At 69.5% G+C, this 17,898-nt stretch carries 17 protein-coding genes; 11 read left to right on the top strand and 6 right to left on the bottom strand.

The genetic code is table 11. From position 1 onward, the window contains the following. The first annotated feature begins 1 nt into the window (after position 1). The 4 genes from AL072_RS21585 to AL072_RS21570 all read left to right on the top strand — a co-directional run bounded on the left by AL072_RS21585 (position 2) and on the right by AL072_RS21570 (position 1,612). The gene (locus tag AL072_RS21585; protein ID WP_045584256.1) at positions 2-397 is read left to right on the top strand and encodes a Zn-ribbon domain-containing OB-fold protein; all 396 of its coding nucleotides are present in this window, start codon (positions 2-4) and stop codon (positions 395-397) included. Beyond that, a complete protein-coding gene (locus tag AL072_RS21580; protein WP_052710242.1) occupies positions 394-783 on the top strand; it encodes a MaoC family dehydratase in 390 nt (129 codons plus the stop codon). Before AL072_RS21585 ends, AL072_RS21580 begins: the two co-directional genes overlap by 4 nt. A gap of 6 nt (positions 784-789) precedes the next feature. Then, on the top strand, positions 790-1,215 hold the full coding sequence (locus AL072_RS21575; protein WP_052710241.1) for a MaoC family dehydratase: 426 nt from the start codon (positions 790-792) through the stop codon (positions 1,213-1,215). Between the two features lie 160 nt (positions 1,216-1,375). Next, positions 1,376-1,612, top strand: coding sequence for a transposase (locus tag AL072_RS21570; protein ID WP_144428329.1), 237 nt, complete (start codon positions 1,376-1,378; stop codon positions 1,610-1,612). A 104-nt stretch (positions 1,613-1,716) separates the two neighbouring features. On the opposite strand, the gene AL072_RS21565 is transcribed toward AL072_RS21570, so the two are convergent. Together AL072_RS21565 and AL072_RS21560 are read right to left on the bottom strand one after the other, a co-directional pair. Continuing rightward, positions 1,717-2,271, bottom strand: coding sequence for a GNAT family N-acetyltransferase (locus AL072_RS21565; protein WP_245636912.1), 555 nt, complete (start codon positions 2,269-2,271; stop codon positions 1,717-1,719). A 5-nt stretch (positions 2,272-2,276) separates the two neighbouring features. Beyond that, positions 2,277-3,536 (bottom strand): MFS transporter, encoded by a 1,260-nt coding sequence (locus AL072_RS21560; protein ID WP_245636911.1) that lies wholly within the window; start codon positions 3,534-3,536, stop codon positions 2,277-2,279. A gap of 75 nt (positions 3,537-3,611) precedes the next feature. Here AL072_RS21560 and AL072_RS21555 point away from each other — a divergent pair, with 75 nt between their 5' ends. Then, positions 3,612-4,502: a LysR family transcriptional regulator gene (locus AL072_RS21555; RefSeq protein ID WP_045584254.1), complete on the top strand. Its 891-nt coding sequence runs from the start codon at positions 3,612-3,614 to the stop codon at positions 4,500-4,502. Between the two features lie 258 nt (positions 4,503-4,760). Then, positions 4,761-7,082, top strand: a complete 2,322-nt coding sequence (locus AL072_RS21550) for a PAS domain-containing hybrid sensor histidine kinase/response regulator (RefSeq protein WP_245636966.1) — start codon at positions 4,761-4,763, stop codon at positions 7,080-7,082. Positions 7,083-7,126: 44 nt separating this feature from the next. Here AL072_RS21550 and AL072_RS21545 read toward each other — a convergent pair whose 3' ends face one another. After that, positions 7,127-7,834 carry a GntR family transcriptional regulator gene (locus AL072_RS21545; RefSeq protein ID WP_052710240.1) on the bottom strand — a complete coding sequence of 236 codons (708 nt, stop codon included), beginning with the start codon at positions 7,832-7,834 and terminating at the stop codon, positions 7,127-7,129. Positions 7,835-7,935: 101 nt separating this feature from the next. Between AL072_RS21545 and AL072_RS21540 the strand changes: the two genes are divergently transcribed. Beyond that, positions 7,936-9,159 carry a benzoate/H(+) symporter BenE family transporter gene (locus AL072_RS21540; RefSeq protein ID WP_045584253.1) on the top strand — a complete coding sequence of 408 codons (1,224 nt, stop codon included), beginning with the start codon at positions 7,936-7,938 and terminating at the stop codon, positions 9,157-9,159. 6 nt (positions 9,160-9,165) lie between these two features. Here the strand turns inward: AL072_RS21540 and AL072_RS21535 are convergent, their stop codons facing one another. Further along, on the bottom strand, positions 9,166-9,570 hold the full coding sequence (locus AL072_RS21535; RefSeq protein WP_082109183.1) for a 6,7-dimethyl-8-ribityllumazine synthase: 405 nt from the start codon (positions 9,568-9,570) through the stop codon (positions 9,166-9,168). 342 nt (positions 9,571-9,912) lie between these two features. On the opposite strand from AL072_RS21535, the gene AL072_RS21530 reads away from it, so the two are divergent. Further along, positions 9,913-11,019, top strand: coding sequence for a hypothetical protein (locus tag AL072_RS21530; protein ID WP_045584252.1), 1,107 nt, complete (start codon positions 9,913-9,915; stop codon positions 11,017-11,019). After that, complete coding sequence (locus tag AL072_RS21525) at positions 11,016-12,491, top strand: hypothetical protein (protein ID WP_045584251.1); 1,476 nt, start codon at positions 11,016-11,018, stop codon at positions 12,489-12,491. The genes AL072_RS21530 and AL072_RS21525 overlap by 4 nt, the downstream gene beginning before the upstream one ends. Here AL072_RS21525 and AL072_RS21520 read toward each other — a convergent pair. Next, positions 12,482-12,862 carry a VOC family protein gene (locus AL072_RS21520; protein ID WP_045584250.1) on the bottom strand — a complete coding sequence of 127 codons (381 nt, stop codon included), beginning with the start codon at positions 12,860-12,862 and terminating at the stop codon, positions 12,482-12,484. The two genes, AL072_RS21525 and AL072_RS21520, sit on opposite strands and share 10 nt — an antisense overlap. Before the next feature lie 19 nt (positions 12,863-12,881). After that, the gene (locus tag AL072_RS21515) at positions 12,882-14,369 is read right to left on the bottom strand and encodes a L,D-transpeptidase family protein (protein WP_045584249.1); all 1,488 of its coding nucleotides are present in this window, start codon (positions 14,367-14,369) and stop codon (positions 12,882-12,884) included. 358 nt (positions 14,370-14,727) lie between these two features. Here AL072_RS21515 and urtA point away from each other — a divergent pair, with 358 nt between their 5' ends. After that, entirely contained in the window at positions 14,728-16,035 is a 1,308-nt protein-coding gene (gene urtA / locus AL072_RS21510) for an urea ABC transporter substrate-binding protein (protein ID WP_144428328.1), read from the top strand. Positions 16,036-16,256: 221 nt separating this feature from the next. Further along, positions 16,257-17,897, top strand: a complete 1,641-nt coding sequence (gene urtB / locus AL072_RS21505; protein WP_045584248.1) for an urea ABC transporter permease subunit UrtB — start codon at positions 16,257-16,259, stop codon at positions 17,895-17,897. The last annotated feature ends 1 nt before the right edge of the window (position 17,898 follow it).

Here is a 17,898-nt window from a genome sequence, read left to right as displayed (position 1 = left end):
GATGATCCGTCCATCGCCGGTTCCGAATGCAGACACCCGCCCCTATTGGGAGGCGGCCGAGCGCGGAGAACTCGCCTACCGGCAGTGCCTGGAGTGCGGAAAGGCCCAATTCCCGCCCGGCCGCGTCTGCCGGCGATGCCGGGGCGAGACGCTGGAGTGGCGCATCTCCGGCGGGTGCGGGACGGTCCATTCCTTCACGGTCGTCCATCGCGCCCCGACCCCCGCCTTCGCCGCCCCCTATGCCATCCTGCTTGTGGATCTGGAGGAAGGATTCCGCATCATGACGAATCTTCGGCACGGCGACGCCGCCGGCCTCGCCATCGGGTCGCCCGTCCGCATCGTCTTCGAGCCGTCCGACGGCGGTCCGGCCCTGCCGCAGGCGGAGCTGCGGTCATGACGCGGGGCTTCGCGACCTTCCAGCCCGGCGACGTGGTGGGGACGGGCAGCCTGCTGTTCGACGAGGCGGCGCTGGAGACATGGTGCGCCATCTTTCCGGACGACCGCGCCCTGGCACCCGCGATGCCGCCCGGCATGACGGCGATGGTCACGATGCGGGTCTACATGGATTTGCTGAAGGACCGGCCTCCCGGCAACATCCACGCCAGCCAGGGCGTCGAGATGCTGGGGGCCGTGGTTCTCGGCGACCGGCTGACGACCACCCTGGTCTGCGCCGGCAAGGCGGAGCGCAATGGCCGACGCTGGCTGGAATTCGCCACGGACACCCGCAACCAGACGGGAATCCCGGTGTTCCGGGGGCGCAAGCGCGTCATCTGGGGTGGATGAGGGGGAATGAGCATGGATGACCGGCTTATCGAACGGACCCTGCGCGTCGACAGCGCCCGGATCCGCGCCTACGCCGAGGCGACGCAGGATTTCAATCCGATCCATCTCGACCGTTCCTTCGCCGAGACGACCGAGATGAAGGGGATCATCGCGCACGGAACGATGTCGCTGAACCTGATCTGGCAGTCGCTGACGGCGACCTTCGGGCCCGACCGGGCCGGCAGGGCGACGTTGGACGTCCGCTTCACGGCGCCGGTGCGGGAGCAGGACGTCCTGACCTCCGGCGGCGTGAGACGAGATCCGGAGGGGCCGGTGTTCTCCGTGTGGGTGAGGAACGCCGACGGCATCGCGGTGATCGAGGGAACGGCGACCCTGGACGGCGTGTTGCAGCGAGGCGGGGACGGCAAGAGGTCGCCCTACCCACAGCGTTGATCAGGCGACGCGGACGGAGTTCGGGCCTCCAAGATCCAGCATGCTATTGAGAACTTGTTCGTAGCAGGGGCGTCCCGGCTCGCGGCGGTCGGGATGCTACTGCCCCTCGGCCCCAGGTTGCTTCGCGCGGGGCGTGGACGGCGGCAAGAAGGTCCGTGGCGTGAAGATCGGCATCCCGTTGGCGATTGACGCCACGCCAGCCAACATGCATGACAACAAGGGGATCGTGCATGTGCTGCGCCGGCTCGCCTGGGTCGTGGAGCGCTCCTTCAGCTGGATCAGCCGCTACCGTCGATTGAACGCCATCGTCGAGCGGACGAAGGAGCACCTCGTCGCCTTCGGTTCTATCCTCGTACGCCGCCCCAAGGGGCTCGCCATCCAGGCCGTTTCCGCGTGACATCCACGAACGGCTTCTTATGGTTCTAGATTCCGCTGATTTCCCAATGAATTCAAGTGGCTAGAATTGCATTTCATGGTTCGTTCCAGAAGCGGACTGACCGCTTATCCCGTCGGCAGGCTGTCGCTTCCCTCGCCCAGCGGGCGTTCCATCAGGACGCTGTCCAGCCAGCGGCCGAACTTGAAGCCGACCGCCGGCAGCACGCCGACCGGACGGAAGCCGCAGGCGCCGTGCAGGCCGATGGAGCCGTGGTTGGCGCTGTCGCCGATCACCGCGACCATTCGGCGGTAGCCCGCCGCCTCGCAAGCCTTGATCAGCGGCAGCAGCAGCGCCCGGCCGATGCCGCGCCGGCCCATGCCTTCGGCGACGTAGACGGAGTTCTCCAGCGTGAAGCGGTAGGCGCTGCGCGTGCGGTAAAGCCCGGCATAGGCGTAGCCGGCCAGCCGTCCTTCGCATTCCGCCACCAGATAGGGCAGGCCGCGGGCCAGGATGTCGGCGCGGCGGCGGGCCATCTCGGCCTCGTCCGGCGGAACCTCCTCGAAGGAGGCGGTGCCGTGCAGGACATGGTCGGCGTAGAGCGCGGCGATGGCCGGGATGTCGGCGTCGGTGGAGGCGCGGACGGTGATGGCGGACGTCTGGACAGACATGTCGGCAGGCATGGGACTCAACTCCGGACAGGACGGTCGGCGGGAAGGAGAAGGGCGCAGACGGTCGCCAACCCGCCGCCAACGCCGAGAAGCGCGAAACCCCAGCCCCACCCCGACCCGCCGGCTCCCCCGGCGGCATGGTCAAGCACCAGCCCGACCGCCAGCGGCGCCAGGCCGCCGGCCCCGAAGCCCAGGATGGAGCGCACCGCGAGCGCGGCGCCCAGGCTGCCCGGCTCGACCGCTTCGGTCATCGCGGTGGACAGCACGGGCGAATCGCCCAGGGCGGAAAAGCCGTAGAGGGCCGCCACGGCCAGCACCGGGAGGAGCGGCAGCCCGTCCATCCAGCCGATGGTGAAGGAGCAGGCGGCCCCAAGCAGCCCCATCGCCATCAGCACCGTCCGTCGGCCCAGCCGGTCGGAGGCCCGGCCCATCATCAGCGACGACAGGAAGCCCGACAGATGGATGGCCCCGGCAATCCACAGCCCACGCATGCCCGCATCCCCGGTGCCGGTGCCGCCGGACCCGGCGAGGCTGGCGGTCAGGAAGGCCGGCAGCCACGCCCACATTCCCAGCAGTTCCCAGCAATGGGTGGTGTAGCCGGCGGTCAGCAGGAAGGAGCGGCGGTCGGCCAGGAAGCGGAAGGCACCGCGCAGCCGGCGCGCAGCCCCGCCGGCGACCAGATTCGGTCGCCCGCGCAGGCCCGGCGTCGCGAGCAGGATCGCCAGCAGCGGCCCCAGCCCGCAGGCGATGAAGGCGGCCTCGTAGCCGAAGCGCTCCGCCAGCCCGGCGGCCAGCGCGATGGAGGCGAAATATCCCAGCGATCCGGCCCCCAGCAACCAGCCGACCGCCGCCCCGCGCCGGTCCGCCGGCACGCCCTGCGCCACCAGCATGATGGAGGGGGCATAGGTGCCGCCCTGGGTCAGCCCCATCAGCGCGAACAGCAGCAGCCCGCTTTCCGCCGAACGGGCGAAGAAGGCGAAGGCGATTCCGGTCAGCGCCGTCGCCCAGCCGGCCCACAGGAAGACGCGCCGGGCGCCCAGGCTGTCGGCGAACCAGGAGGATGCCACCAGCGACAGGGCATAGCCGATGTTGAAGGCGGCTTGGATCGACCCGGCCTCTCCCGCCGACATGCCCCAGGCCTGCATCGCCGGCCCGAGCGCGCCGGCATAGACCATGAAGGACAGCGAGGTGGCGAAGCGGCTGGCGCACAGCAGCACGAGCCAGGTCGATGTCGGGGCAGGGGCGGGGTTGGCGGCGGGAAGGGCGTTGATCGTCATGCCCCAACCGTCGCGGACGGAAGGCCAAAAGGCAAATTTATTGATCTGATCGGAATCATAAGGAAGACTGGGGGTATGCGCGGCCTGAACCTCGACCAGCTCATCACCTTCGCCACCGTCGTCGAGCATGCCGGCTTCACCGAGGCGGCGTCCCGGCTCGGCCTGACCCAACCGGCGGTCAGCATGCAGATCCGCAACCTGGAGGAGCGGTTCGGCGTGCGTCTGGTCGAACGGGTGGGCAAGCGCGCCTTGCCGACCGCCGCCGGCCGCGACCTGCTGCCGTTCATCCGCCGCCTGCGCGACGAGGCGGAGGCGGCGACCGCCGCCATGGGCCGTCACCGTGCCGGACAGGTTGGGCGCGTGCGCATCGGCACCGGCGCCACCGCCTGCATCTACCGGCTGCCTCCGCTCCTGACCGCGCTGCGCGCCGCCCATCCAGGGCTGGAGATCATCGTCGTCACCGGCAACACGCCCGACATCCTGGATGGGGTGGAGGCCGGCTCGCTGGATCTGGCGCTGGTCACGCTGCCGGCCGCCCGTGCCGGCCTGTCCATCGAACCGGTGTGCAGCGAGGACCTAGTCTGTGTCGGTCCCCGTGCTCCCGGCAACGCCCCCGGAGGCGACGGCATCACTCCGACAGCGCTGGCGGACGGGGCGCTGATCCTGTACGAGCGCGGCGGCACCATGCGGGCGGTGATCGACGGCTGGTTCATGGCCGGCGGTATCCAGCCGCGTCCGTCGATGGAGTTGGGCAATGTGGAGGCGATCAAGAATCTTGTCGCCGCCGGGCTCGGCCGCTCGGTGTTGCCAGCGGTCACCGTCCAAGGGCCGGGCGACTGCAACCGCTTTGCGGTCCAGCCTTTGACGCCGCCGTTGAATCGCACCCTTGGGTTGGTGTTGCGCCGTGACAAAATACCCGATCCGGGCGTGCGTGCGATGGTAAGGGCGATTACCAATATGCGGTAATAATAAAGATGAAATCGCTCTGTTTCCAATCGTCCGGGATATTGCCTTTGGACGGTTTACAGAGGCTTTCGGACTTGCGCACTCTATGCTTGATCAGACTTTCGTTTATCTTGGGCGCCGATGACCGATCCGCAGTTCGTTGCAAACGAGCCCGCCGATATCCGAAAGGGTGGCGTGGGCGATCGAGACGCCCGGCCGGAAGTGCAACCGGGTTCGCGGCTTGAAGCGCTTGAACAGGAGAACCTCCGGTTGCGGTCGATGCTGTCCGCGGCCTGCACCGGATGCGACGACCTGCTGACGGTCACCGCCCTCAACGAGGATCTCCGCACCGCTCTGGCGGCGCTGGAACGCAGCCGCGCCGCCCATGCCGACAGCGAGAGGCGGCTGCGTGCCATCCTGGACAGCGCCGTCGGCCATGCCATCCTCACCTCGACGCCCGACGGCCGGGTGACGAGTTGGAATCCCGGCGCGGTCCGCATCCTGGGCTGGATGGAGGAGGAGGTGTGCGGCGGGCAGGTCGACATCCTCTTTCCGCCGGAAGATGTCGCCGGCGGCGTCCCCGCTGCGTTGGGGATGCGGGCGCTGGCCGAAGGGCGGATCCAGGAGGAACGAAGCTTCCGCCACCGCGACGGCCGCGAGGTCTGGGGGGCGCTCACCATCCTGCCGCTGCAGGGCGACGAGGAGGGCTTCCTGTGGATTCTGCACGACCGTTCGAGCGAGCGGCGGATGGAGGAGGCGCTTGCCGATGCCCGCAAATGTGCGACCGACATCCTGGACAGCATCGACGAGGCGCTGGTGGCGCTCGACCGCGACTATCGCGTGATCTACCAGAACCTGCGGGCCGAACAGCTCGACCACCAGCCGCTGTCGGCCATGCTCGGCCGCCGCCTCTGGGAAGTCTGGCCCCAGTTCTCCGGATCGGATCTGGAGGCGATGTGCCGCAAGACGATGACGGAGCGGGTGCCGACCTCCATCGAAAAGCGGTTCGACGGCGAAGACACCACCCTGTGGCTGGAAATCCGTTGCCTGGCGACACCGGAGGGGGTCGGTTGCTTTTTCCGCGACATCACCACCCGCAAGCGGGCGGAGGACGAGGCGCGCGCCTCCCATGAGCGGGCGGTCATGATCCTGGAGAGCATCAGCGACGCCTTCTACGCCGTGGATCACGACTGGCGCTTCACCTACATCAACCGCAAGGCCGAACAGCTCTGGGGCCGGTCGCGCGACACCCTGCTGGGCCGCCGCCTGTGGGAGGCCTTCCCCAAGGCGTTGGGCAGCGAATCGCTGGAGGCACAGAGGCAGGCCGCGCGCGAAGGGCGCGAGATGACGGTGGAGGTGAGGTCTCCCGTCCTGGGCCGTTGGATCGAAATCAGCGTCTACCCCAGCTCCGACGGGCTGTCGGTCTATTTCCGCGACATCACCGCCCGCCGGCAGGCGCAGCAGGCGCTGATGCTGGCGAAGGAGAGGGCGGAGGCGGCCGACCGGGCCAAGGGCAAGTTCCTGGCCGCCGCCAGCCACGATCTGCGGCAGCCGCTGCAGGCGCTGCTGCTGTTCGTCGATGTGCTGAAGCCGCACGTGCAGGGCCCCCAGGGGGCGAACGCGCTGTTGCATCTCGGCCGCGGGCTCGACGCGCTGAAGGAGTTGCTGGACAGCCTGCTGGACATGTCCCGGCTGGATGCCGGCGTGGTGCAGCCGAACATCGAGGATGTCCCCATCGTCCCGCTGTTCGACCACATCGCCGCCTCCTACCGTCCGGTGGCGGCGGCCAAGGGGCTGGAGCTGCGGGTGTCGGCCTGCAACGCCGCCGCCCGCACCGACCGCACCCTGTTGACCCGCATGGTGCGCAACCTGGTGGAGAACGCGCTGCGCTACACCGAGAGCGGGCGGATCGACATCGAATGCCGGCGGGCCGGCGGGCGTCTGCTGATCGAGGTCCGCGACACCGGCATCGGCATTCCGCCCGACCATCTGGAACGCATCTGGGAGGAGTTCCATCAGGTCGGCAACCCGGAACGCGACCGCAACCGCGGGCTGGGGTTGGGGCTGGCCATCGTGCGGCGGCTGTCGCAACTGCTGAACCATCCCGTCGACGTCCAGTCCAGGCCGGGCGAGGGCACCGCCTTCGTCATCGCCCTGCCGCTCGGCCGGACCGTCGAGCGGCCCATGACCCCGGCGGAGGCGGCGACCGCCGGCCGAGGCCGTTTCGCCGTGGTGATCGACGACGACGCCATCGTGCTGCTGGGGCTGGAGACGATCTTCCGCGAATGGGGCTACGAGGTGCTGGTCGCAGGATCCGCCGAAAAGGCGGTGGAGGCGCTGGAGCGCTCCGGCCGCCGGCCCGACGTGATCGTCGCCGACTACCGCCTGCGCGAGGGCCGCTATGGAACCGAAGCGATTTCCCGTATCCGCGGCCTGTTCGAGGGAGGCGGCGGGCCCACCGTGCCGGGCGTGATCCTGACCGGCGAGACCGGTCCCGACTGCGAACGCGACGCCGCCGCCCATGGGCTGGGCATCATCCACAAGCCGGTCACCCCGCGCCAGCTCAGCCTTGCGCTCGGCGACCTGCTGGGGAGGCAGTGACCGGGGAGGGCTCGCCCCTCGGGCAGCCTCTCAGGCCGGCTTCTTCAGGCTGGCTTCTTCAGGTAGGCGGTCAGCTGCCTTTCGGCCGCCGTCACATGTTCGACCACCAGGGCGCAGGCCGCGTCCGCATCGCCGGCCCGGCAGGTGGCGAGCAGCGCGTAATGGTCGTCCTGCGAGCGTGACTGGTAGCCGAGCGCGACGAACTGGAAGCGCAGGTAGCGGTCGGCGGCGGCCAGATGCTGTTCCACCAGCGCCAGCAGCCGCGGCTGGCCGGCGCGGGCATAGAGCGTCATGTGGAAGCGGCGGTTCAGCTCCCCCATCCGTCCGGGATCGGCCTCGCCGTCCATCTCCGCCACCAGCTCGGCGGCAAGGGCGAGGTCTTCCGCCGTCAGCCGCGGCATCGACAGGCGCAGCGCCGCCGGTTCCAGCGCGCTGCGGATCGTGCCGATGTCGGCCGAATCCTCCGCCGAGATCGCCGCAACGACCGCGCCACGGTGGGGGTGGAACTCCACCAGCGCGCGCGCTTCCAGCTGGCGCAGGGCCTCGCGCACCGGCATGCGGCTGACGCCGAAGGCGGCGGCCAGCTCCTCCTGCCGCAGCGGGGCGCCGCCGGGCAGCATGCCGCCCAGGATCGCCTCGCGCATCGCCGCCTCGACGAATTCGGTCGCCGTCCGGAACCGCGGCCGGTTGCGGGCGATCACCGCCGTCAAGTCGGGGAAGGGCGTGTCGGGAGATTGAGGAGAGTGGGGCATGGGCGGAACCGGAATTGGCGGATGCAAAAACCGCTTGCGTGGATATTGGATCCAATCTAACCGTTTCTGCGTCTCCTGTCACGCATCGGAAAGGACCGGGCATGTCCGGCTCGTCCCCCCATTCCTCGCCTCTCGGCCGGCCGGTCCCCGCCGTGCCGCCGTCGCGTCTGTCGCCGCCAGCCGTCGCCACCGGGCTGCTGGTGGCGTTGGTCGGCTATGCCGGTGCGGTCGCGGTGGTGATCCAGGGCCTGTCGGCGGCCGGGGCGGACACGGCGCAGATCGCCTCCGGGCTGGTGGCCGTCGGCTTTTCCATGGGGCTGTCGGCGATGTGGCTGGCGTGGCGGCAGCGCCAGCCGATCAGCATCGCCTGGACCACGCCGGGCATGGCGCTGCTGGCGGCGACCGGGCCGGTGGCCGGCGGCTTTCCCGCGGCGGTCGGGGCCTTCCTGACCGTGGGTGTGCTGATCATGGTGGCGGGGCTGTGGCGTCCGCTCGGCCGCTGGATCGCGGCGATTCCCAAGCCGCTGGCCAACGGCATGCTGGCGGGCCTGCTGCTGAAGCTGTGCCTTGCGCCCTTCCTGGCGATGGGGCAGGCGCCGGTGCTGGGGCTGCTGGTCCTGGCGACCTGGGCCGTGGTCAGCCGCGTCGCCCGGCTCTATGCCGTACCGGCGGCGGTCGCGGTGGCGCTGGCGGCGATGGCATTGAACCCGCCGGTGTCGGGTGCGCTGCCGCCCGATCCCTGGCCCACCCTGTCGGCCGTCATGCCGGTCTTCACCTGGGAGGCGCTGGTCGGGCTGGCCCTGCCGCTGTTCGTCGTCACCATGGGGTCGCAGAACATTCCCGGTCTGGCGGTGCTGGCGACCTTCGGCTACACGCCGCGGGTGCCGCCGGTGTTCCTGACCACCGGCTTCGCCTCGGCCCTCACCGCGCCGTTCGGGGCGCCGCCGGTCAATCTGGCGGCCATCACCGCGGCCATGTGCGCCGGCCCCGACGCCGACCCGCGGCCGGAACGGCGCTGGCAGGCCGCCTTCACCTGCGGTGCCGGCCACATCGCGCTGACGGCGCTGGCGGTCGTCACCGCCACGCTGGTCACCCGCTCCCCGCCGATCCTGATCGAGGCGGTGGCCGGGCTGGCGCTGATCGGCGCCTTCGGCGGATCCCTGCTGGCGGCGGTCCAGGCGGAGGACGACCGCATCCCCGCCCTGGTCACGCTGCTGGTGACGGCGTCGGGCCTGTCCTTCTTCGGGGTCGGCTCGGCCTTCTGGGGCCTGCTGTTCGGCGGGGCGATGCATCTCCTGCACCGCAGGCGCCCCGCCGGAGCGTGAGGTGGGTCAGCCCTGCTCGATCAGGTCGGCGCAGGCCTCCACCGCGGCGGCGGCATAGGGGCGGATGCGCGGCGGGATCTGCGACGGGTTGATGCCCGGGCCGAGGATGCCGACGCCGACCGGCTTCATGAACTGGAGCTGCAGGTCGATCAGGCTTCCGATGACGGCATGGCCCATGACGTTGCCATGTTCGGTCTCGCCGCGTTCGATGATGCCCAGCGCCACCGCCCCGGCGACGTCGTCGCGCAGCAGCAGACGCTTGACCGCCAGCGGCTTTTCCATCGAGCCGGGAACCCAAACCTCCGCCACGATGCCGAGCCCACGGCGGGCGGCCACGCTGCGTGCCTCGTCCAGCATCTCTTCCACCTCTTTGCGGTGGAACCGTCCGAGCACGATGCCGATGTTCTTCACCCTCTGTCTCTCCCTTTGTCTGGCGGCATGACGTCCGCCCGAACCGTCGTGCCCAAATTGTCCGGTCGCCGCGCAAAGCGCAAGGGCCGTCGCCGGTTCGGCGCTTTCCGGCCGGCTTGATGAAACTCCCGGATGAACGGGCGGCCCGGCGGCGGTCGCGCCTATCCCCGTATGTTGCGGAGCGTGACAAGGCGTCGTATGACGCTACAATTTTCGACAAATTGGTTCCACCTGCCTTTCTTACGACGTTGTAATAATGGAAGCATGGCTGTGGCCCGGTCCTCTGCCGATGGGACCAGCACCGCTTGAAGAGAACGGTCAGGCGAATCCGGAACTGCGATCATGTTGAAAGGTGCGATGGAATACGCGCCGTCGACCTTCGAGGAGCGGGGCGCCGCGGTGGCCTTCACCACGCCGCTGCTGTCCCAGACCCGGGTGCGGCGCGGAGAGCGCTCCAAGCTGGAGGTGCTGATCCCCAGCCTGTCGCAGGGCATGGGCATCTATGTCGTCGCCTGGAAGGCGGTGCCGGAGATGGTGTCGATGACCATGCACGACCGTTACCTCCACGACTTGATCGTGAAGGAGGAGGCCTGTTCCCCCCATGAGATCCGCCGGGCGACGCTGAGGGCGGCGCGCCGCGGACTGGCCGGGCCGCAGGCGGCGCAGGCGGCCCGCCGCGCCCTGGACGAGGACGAGGAACAGGGAACCCTCACCCATTACCTGCTGATCCTGGCGATCCTGAAGGCGGTCGGCCTGGAATCGCCGGAGATGCTGAGGGCCGGCCTCGACACCGACGAGGGGCAGCGGCTGACCCGAGAGCTGATGACCAGGGCGGCGGAAAGTCTGGCGATGGACGCCGCGCTGCTCTATGCCCGGCTGGCCGACGTCGCCGCGGTGACCGCCCCGGTCGGGCTGGCGCACTCGCCCAGGCCCGGACGGCTGGTGCGTGGCCTGACCGACCTGAAGAGCTTCCGCGACAGCATGACCGATTGGGCACATGCGGTGCCGGGCGACGCGGCCCCGGTCGCCGTCTTCTGCGCGGAGGTGGCGCAGCACACCATCGGCATCGGCGAGGCGGTGCTGGCCGAATTCCACCGGCGGATCGGGGCGATCGGTCCGCTGCTCCAGGCTTGGGACCGCGAGATCGTTCAGCTGCGCGCCCAGGCCGCCCGCATGGCGTGGCTGCTCGACGGCTGGAGCCACATCACCGGCGCGTGGGAGGTGGTGCAGGCCGAAAGCCGGCAGCAGCAGGCGGCGACGGTCAACGACCTGTTCCGCATCCTGCCGCTGTTGCCGCGCAAGGAGTGCAGCCGCGACCTGATGGCGGAGTCCAAGGAGGTCAAGCCGGCGCATCGCCGGTCCGTCCGCATGCTGGAGGATTGGCGCACCGGCCGGATGGACATCGACGCCATCCGGCGGATCGAGGCGGTGAAGGCCCGCGTGCCATGACCGCAAGGGAAAAGCCCAGGCCCCCAGGCCCCCAAGCCGCCGACCGTCTGCCGGGGCTGGAGAGCCGGCTGTTCGACATTCCCGAGGACAAGTTCGTCGAGGTCGTCCGCCTGCTGGAGCGGGTGCGCGACCATCCCGACGTGCGCCAGACCTTCGCCGCCATCCGCCCGCGCCTGGCCCAGGTCCGCCCCGACCGCCGCCCGACGCTGAAACGCGTGCTGTGCATGCCGTTCGAGGATGTGCTGGAAGGCTTCGGCGTGGCCGACATGCCGCTGGGCCACATCGAACGGCGGGTGATCGAACCGGTCTGGCGTCTGGTGACGGAGTATGGCGACCGCCACCAGCTCGACCAGCTCGACCGTCAGGTGCAGGAGGCGGCGCCCGGCAACCTCAACGCCCTGCGCAACATCGGGCGCCGGCTGTGGCCGATGGCCGCCCAGGTGATCCGCGAGGCGATCCCCGGGGCGATCCGCGGCGCGACGGACCAGGATGCCGCGCGCCAGGGAATGTGGCGCCTGCTTCATGGTGACGAGGGGATGCATCGTCAGGCGCAGGACGTCGCCGCCTTCCTGGAGATCGGTCTGACGATCGAGGCGCTGAAGGATACGCTGTCGCCCAGGCCGCTGCCAGTTCTTGAGGACAGCCATCTCGCCGCCATCGAGCAGGCGGCCCAGGCGGTGGCGCGCCAGTCGACGGGGCTGGTCCATCACCTGCTGCTGGTCGCCGCCTCGCGGCTCGGCACGCCGGCTGATCTCCTGGTGGCGCTGGACGGGCTCGACCTCGGCAAGGCGCGGTGGGAACAGCCGGCGATCGTCGCCCGGCTCGGCGGGCTGGTCGTCACCGATCTGGAGGAACGGGCCGCCCGTTTCGGCGGCGCCGGCGGCAAGGGGGAGGGGGGAGTCGGAAGCGGCCCCGCCGCCGTCTCGCCGGAAGAGGCGGTGGCGATCGCCGAGCGGCTGGTGGCCAGCGTCGATACCACCTCGGCCGCGGTGGAAGTCCTGGCCGAACCGGCTTACCGCGGGCGGCTGGATGCGGTGAAAGCGGCGGTGCGGACCATGGTCGCCGGCAATGTGCTCGACACCGCGCCCCAGGGCATCCTGACCGCGGTCGCCGCCCCGGCCGACCATGGCCGTCCGGTCCCCGTCGATGAGACCCTCCAGGCCGCGGCGGAGGACCATGCCCGCGCCCTGCGCCGGTGCGAGGGGCTGGCCGACGCGCTCGGCCTGCACCAGCCGCTGAAGGATGCGGTGGCATCGATGGAAAAGGGTCTGCAAAGCCGCGCCCAGGCCCTGTTGGCCGGCTATCCCGCGGTGGCGGCCGATCCCGACGCTGCGGAGACGGCGGAGATCAACCTGTTCTATGCCCTGCGGCTGCTGGAGCTGGTCGCCGGCCCGGCCAAGGCCGACCGGCTGCGGACCGCCATCATGGCGGCGACCGGCGAGTTCGACGACCGCGAGGGATATCAGGCGTAGGTGGCGACCTCGACCAGATTGTCGTCCGGGTCGCGGAAATAGACTGAGCGGATCGCTCCAGTGGCGCCGGTGCGCGGGACCGGACCCTCCTCGATCGCGACGCCGCGGTTTTGGAGATGGGCGATCACCTCCTCCAGCGGCGTTTCGGCGATCAGGCAGAAATCGCCGGCGCCGGCGGCCGGACGCGCGGCCTTCGGCTCGAACTCCCGGCCTACCTCGTGCAGATTGATCTTCTGCGCCCCGAAGGCGAGGGCGCGACGGCCCCCGGCGAAGGTGACGACCTCCATCCCCAGCACGTCGCGGTAGAAGGCGCAGGTCGCCTCGATGGAGGCGACGGTCAGCACGAAATGGTCGATCCGGTCGATTCTCACCTCCGGTTTCCTCCCCGGCTCACATCCCCGTCGGGGTCGGGAGCGGCTTGACCGGGGCGGAGACCGACGCCGACGACAGCGGCGTCGGCAAATGCGCCGACGGGATCGGCAACGGCGCCGGCTTGCTCAGCGGCCGCGGCGTCGACGCCGGGGTCACGGCCGATGCCGGATTGCCCGTACCATTGGTGCCTGCCGACGGGGCCGACGGGGTGGCCAACGTGGGCGGATCCTCGTAGATGTCGGGATGGACGCGCACGACGCCGGAGGTGTCGACCGAGGCGTTCCAATAGACGAAGCGCACCGGGATCGCGGTCGGCAGCCGGATCGTCTTGGTCTCGCCGGTGTCGAGCTGCTGGCCGATCGAGGCCGGCGTCAGCCGGGCGGCGCCCAGCAGCGTCTCCGCCATCAAGCGGGCATCCTCCAGCCGGACGCAGCCGGAGCTGGCGGCGCGCAGGTCGCGGCTGAACAGCTTGGGATCGTTGGTGCCGTGCAGGAAGATGCCGTCGCCGTTGGTCAGGTTGAAGCGGAAGCGGCCCAGCGCGTTGTCGTCGCCCGGCTTCTGGACGATGCGGATGCGGCCCGGATCGACCGCCCACCAGTTGACCGACTGGGTGACGACCTCCGACCCGTCCAGATAGACGACGGCGTTCTTGATGCCGGTGGTGCCCTTCTTGCGCAGGGCCGGCAGCTTGTCCTCGCTCAGCACCGTCGGCGGGACGGTCCAGGTCGGGTTGATGGTGACGCTGGTGATCTTGTCCTGCAGCAGCGGCGTCTTGCGCGACGGCCGGCCGACCACCGCCCGCATGGTGAAGGTGGGGCGGCCATGCTCGATCAGGGTGACCGACTGGCCAGGCAGGTTGACCAGCACCGTGGTCTCGGGGATCGACGCCTGCTGCGCCCGCATCGCCGCGGCGGCGCGGCGCAGCAGCGCCACCGTCTGCGCCGGGGTGCGGTCGAGCGCCTGGCGCGTCACCTCGCCGACCTTGCCGTCGGGTTGCAGCCCTTCGGACAGCTGGAAGGCGCGCACGGCGGCATCGACGTCGTCGTTGAAGCTGTCCGCCCACTTGTCGGCGGGCAGGTAGCCAAGCTCGGTCAGGCGGCGGGCGACCTTGCCAACGCGGTCGGCCAGCGGCGAGCGCACGGTGAACACCACAGGCGGCGCCGGCTCGACCGGAGCGAGGCCGGGCAGGGTGGGGGCCTGCGCCTGGATGTCGGGCGGCGGCACGTCGACCGCCGGGGCGACGCTCTCGATCATGCCACCGTCGCCCTTCTTGACCACCGCGCCGTAGCCGATGCGGGTGGCCGGCGCCTTGGGCGCGCTCTGGATCTCCAGCGCGCGCTGTTCCAGCGCCGCGGCCCATCCGCCGACCAACGACGGCTTGGCGGCGTGCGCCGCCTGCTTCGGCGATGCGGCCAGCGCCGGACCGCTCAGGACGACGCCGACCAACCCGCCGACCATCAGCAGGGCGGCGGAGCGGCGGGAGATCGGGCGGCGGGTATCATGCATGGCGACTGGACCGGAACGTGAACAGGAATGATCGGACGCGGTATCCTTCGACAAGCCTTCCTGAATCCGCAAGTGACATTTGGTGACGGAAGGTCTGTTCGTCATACTGTTGCTCCCATGCATCGCGGCATCGTTCGCCCACCCCGCCGGCCGTTACAAGCGCTGGTCACGATCGGTTGACGCCGCCGGGCCGGCTTTATTCCGGCTCTTCGTGCGCCGTGCCGCCGGAACTCCAGGGCGCGGACCGTATGTGTCATTTGACGTAGATACGCCTTTTCGCATGCGCGGTAGCCTTTCTTCCGACGATGTGGTGAAGCCCCGGAGCAACCGGGGCGCCGACAAGGAAGGGGGCAACTTCATGCGGACCAAGCAACTGACGTCGACGTTCGGGATCGCCGGTCTGGCCGGCCTGGCCATGGGCGCGATGGCGGCGATGTCCGCGCCGGCGATGGCGCAGGACACGATCAAGGTGGGCATCCTGCACTCCCTGTCCGGCACGATGGCGATCAGCGAGACGACCCTGAAGGACGTCATGCTGATGCTGATCGACGAGCAGAACAAGAAGGGCGGCCTGCTGGGCAAGAAGCTGGAGCCGGTGGTGGTCGATCCGGCCTCCAACTGGCCGCTGTTCGCCGAGAAGGCGCGCGAGCTGATCAGCAAGGACAAGGTGTCGGCCGTGTTCGGCTGCTGGACCTCGGTCAGCCGCAAGTCGGTGCTGCCGGTGTTCGAGGAACTGAACAACATCCTCTTCTACCCGGTCCAGTATGAGGGCGAGGAATCCTCGCGCAACGTCTTCTACACCGGCGCCGCCCCGAACCAGCAGGCGATCCCGGCGGTCGACTATCTGATGCAGAAGGAGAAGGTGCAGCGCTGGGTCCTGGCCGGCACCGACTACGTCTATCCGCGCACGACCAACAAGATCCTCGAGGCCTACCTGAAGGGCAAGGGCGTCAAGCCCGAGGACATCATGATCAACTACACGCCGTTCGGTCATTCCGACTGGCAGTCGATCGTGGCGGACATCAAGAAGTTCGGCTCGGGCGGCAAGAAGACCGCGGTGGTCTCCACCATCAACGGCGATGCCAACGTTCCCTTCTACAAGGAACTGGGCAACCAGGGCGTGAAGGCCGAAGACATCCCGGTCGTCGCCTTCTCGGTCGGCGAGGAAGAGCTGGCCGGCATCGACACCAAGCCGCTGCTGGGCCATCTGGCCGCGTGGAACTACTTCCAGTCGGTCGAGACGCCGGCGAACAGCGACTTCATCAAGGCCTGGAAGGCCTACACCAAGAACGACAAGCGCGTCACCAACGACCCGATGGAAGCCCACTATATCGGCTTCAACATGTGGGTGAAGGCGGTCGAGGCGGCCGGCACCACCGACCAGGACAAGGTCATCGACGCCATGGTCGGCGTGTCGGTCCCCAACCTGACCGGCGGCTATTCGGCGATGCTGCCGAACCACCACATCACCAAGCCGGTGCTGATCGGCGAAGTGCAGGAGAACGGCCAGTTCGACGTCGTCTCCAAGACCCCGGGCCTGGTCCCCGGCGACGAGTGGTCGGATTTCCTGCCGGACAGCAAGGACCTGATCGCCGACTGGCGCAAGCCGATGTCCTGCGGCAACTTCAACGTGAAGACCGGCAAGTGCGGCGGCAAGGGGACCTGAGGGCTGGCGGTCGCTGACTGTCTGATCCTGATCGTCTGAGTGGTCGCGACGCCTGCTCCCTCCCCGGCCCTCCCCCGCTGACGCGGGAGAGGGAGAGATCCCCTCCACCGCATCGGACCGACCTTCGGTCCGCCGAGAGCGGGGGAGGGTTAGGGAGGGGGCAAGCGTCAGCGCTTTTTTGAACCGCCCCGACATCCGCCCCCCGCACCGAAGGACCTGCGATGCGACGCGTTCTCCGCTGGCTGATGGCCGTCTGCGTGGTGGTGGTCGCCACATCGACCGCCGCGTTCGCCGCCGATCCCCAAACAATCGATTTGCGTCCCCTCGTCCAGGCCCTGGGCAGCGGCGGCTATTCCGGAACCGAAAAGGCGCTGGAGCAGTTGTCCGAGGCCGGCGACCCGGCAGCCGTGCCGGTGATCGAGGCACTCCAGGCCGGCGATCTCCACGTCCGCAAGTCCGACAATTCCGTGGTGATCGCCCGCAAGGCCGGCGACGCCTTTGTCCTGACCGACCCGCTGAGCGGTGCCTCGCTCGGTCAGGCCGCGTCGGCGGACGTCACGAAAATCCGCATCAACAATTCGCTGCGCCGCGCGATCAATGCGTCGCTGGGCGCGCTCACCCTGATGAGCCCCGACGTGGGCGTCCGCCGCTCCGCCGCCGATGCGGTGTTCAAGAGCCGCGACCCCGCGGCGCTGGAGACGCTGGCCGCCGCCATCGCCAAGGAGCAGGACAAGGGTGTCCGCGCCGCCATGGAGCAGGCGCGCGCCGCCATCCTGCTGACCGGCGATGCCGCGGCGAAGATGACCGACGCCGAAATCCAGGCCGCCGCCGACACGCTGGCCGCCCGCGGCGACCGCGACGCGCTGGTGCTGCTGAACATGGTCGCCGGCTCCGGCGCCTCGGAAATCACCAAGAAGTCGGCGGCCTCCGCCATCTCAACCCTTGAACAGAAGCTGGCCTTCTGGGCCGCGCTGCAGAATCTCTGGTACGGGCTGTCGCTCGGCTCGGTGTTGCTGCTGGCCGCCATCGGGCTGGCCGTCACCTTCGGCGTGATGGGCGTCATCAACATGGCCCATGGCGAGATGGTGATGATCGGCGCCTACACCACCTTCCTGGTGCAGGAGGCCTTCCGCGCCCATGCCCCCGGCCTGTTCGACCTGTCGATCCTGGTGGCGCTGCCCGCCGCCTTCATCGTGTCCGGCGGCGTCGGCATCGTCATCGAGCGCAGCGTGATCCGCTGGCTCTATGGCCGCCCGCTGGAGACGCTGCTGGCGACCTGGGGCCTGTCGCTGGCTCTGCAGCAGGCGGTGCGCAGCATCTTCGGCCCGACCAACCGCGAGGTCGGTGCGCCGAGCTGGATGTCCGGCGCCTTCGAACTGGGCGGACTGACCATCACCTATGGCCGGCTGTGGATCGTCATCTTCGCCTTCGCCGTCTTCGCGGCCCTGCTGGTGGCGCTCAAGCGCACCTGGTTCGGCCTGTCGATCCGGGCGGTGACGCAGAACCGGCCGATGGCCAACGCCATGGGCATCCGCACCGCCAGGGTCGACGCGCTGACCTTCGGGCTGGGGTCCGGCATCGCCGGGCTGGCCGGGGTGGCGCTGAGCCAGATCGACAATGTCAGCCCGAACCTCGGCCAGGGCTACATCCTCGACAGCTTCATGGTCGTGGTGTTCGGCGGGGTGGGCAACCTGTGGGGCACGCTGGTCGGCGCCCTGACGCTGGGGACCATGAACAAGTTCCTGGAGCCCTATGCCGGGGCGGTGCTGGGCAAGATCCTGGTGCTGATCTTCATCATCCTGTTCATCCAACGGCGTCCGCGCGGCCTGTTCGCGCTGAAGGGCCGCTCGGTGGAGGCCTGAC

This window comes from Azospirillum thiophilum, from assembly GCF_001305595.1.
Taxonomy (GTDB): Bacteria; Pseudomonadota; Alphaproteobacteria; order Azospirillales; family Azospirillaceae; genus Azospirillum; species Azospirillum thiophilum.
Note: the sequence above shows the minus strand (reverse complement) of the source record. Positions and strands in the feature narration are given on the sequence as shown.

Coding starts and splice junctions, on each gene's coding strand:
- AL072_RS21545 (WP_052710240.1), bottom strand. CDS start 7,834: ATGCCCCACTCTCCTCAATCTCCCGACACGCCCTTCCCCGACTTGACG.
- AL072_RS21585 (WP_045584256.1), top strand. CDS start 2: ATGATCCGTCCATCGCCGGTTCCGAATGCAGACACCCGCCCCTATTGG.
- AL072_RS21580 (WP_052710242.1), top strand. CDS start 394: ATGACGCGGGGCTTCGCGACCTTCCAGCCCGGCGACGTGGTGGGGACG.
- AL072_RS21555 (WP_045584254.1), top strand. CDS start 3,612: ATGCGCGGCCTGAACCTCGACCAGCTCATCACCTTCGCCACCGTCGTC.
- AL072_RS21515 (WP_045584249.1), bottom strand. CDS start 14,369: ATGCATGATACCCGCCGCCCGATCTCCCGCCGCTCCGCCGCCCTGCTG.
- AL072_RS21560 (WP_245636911.1), bottom strand. CDS start 3,536: ATGACGATCAACGCCCTTCCCGCCGCCAACCCCGCCCCTGCCCCGACA.
- urtA (WP_144428328.1), top strand. CDS start 14,728: ATGCGGACCAAGCAACTGACGTCGACGTTCGGGATCGCCGGTCTGGCC.
- AL072_RS21575 (WP_052710241.1), top strand. CDS start 790: ATGAGCATGGATGACCGGCTTATCGAACGGACCCTGCGCGTCGACAGC.
- AL072_RS21530 (WP_045584252.1), top strand. CDS start 9,913: ATGTTGAAAGGTGCGATGGAATACGCGCCGTCGACCTTCGAGGAGCGG.
- AL072_RS21565 (WP_245636912.1), bottom strand. CDS start 2,271: ATGCCTGCCGACATGTCTGTCCAGACGTCCGCCATCACCGTCCGCGCC.
- AL072_RS21540 (WP_045584253.1), top strand. CDS start 7,936: ATGTCCGGCTCGTCCCCCCATTCCTCGCCTCTCGGCCGGCCGGTCCCC.
- AL072_RS21525 (WP_045584251.1), top strand. CDS start 11,016: ATGACCGCAAGGGAAAAGCCCAGGCCCCCAGGCCCCCAAGCCGCCGAC.
- urtB (WP_045584248.1), top strand. CDS start 16,257: ATGCGACGCGTTCTCCGCTGGCTGATGGCCGTCTGCGTGGTGGTGGTC.
- AL072_RS21550 (WP_245636966.1), top strand. CDS start 4,761: ATGCTGTCCGCGGCCTGCACCGGATGCGACGACCTGCTGACGGTCACC.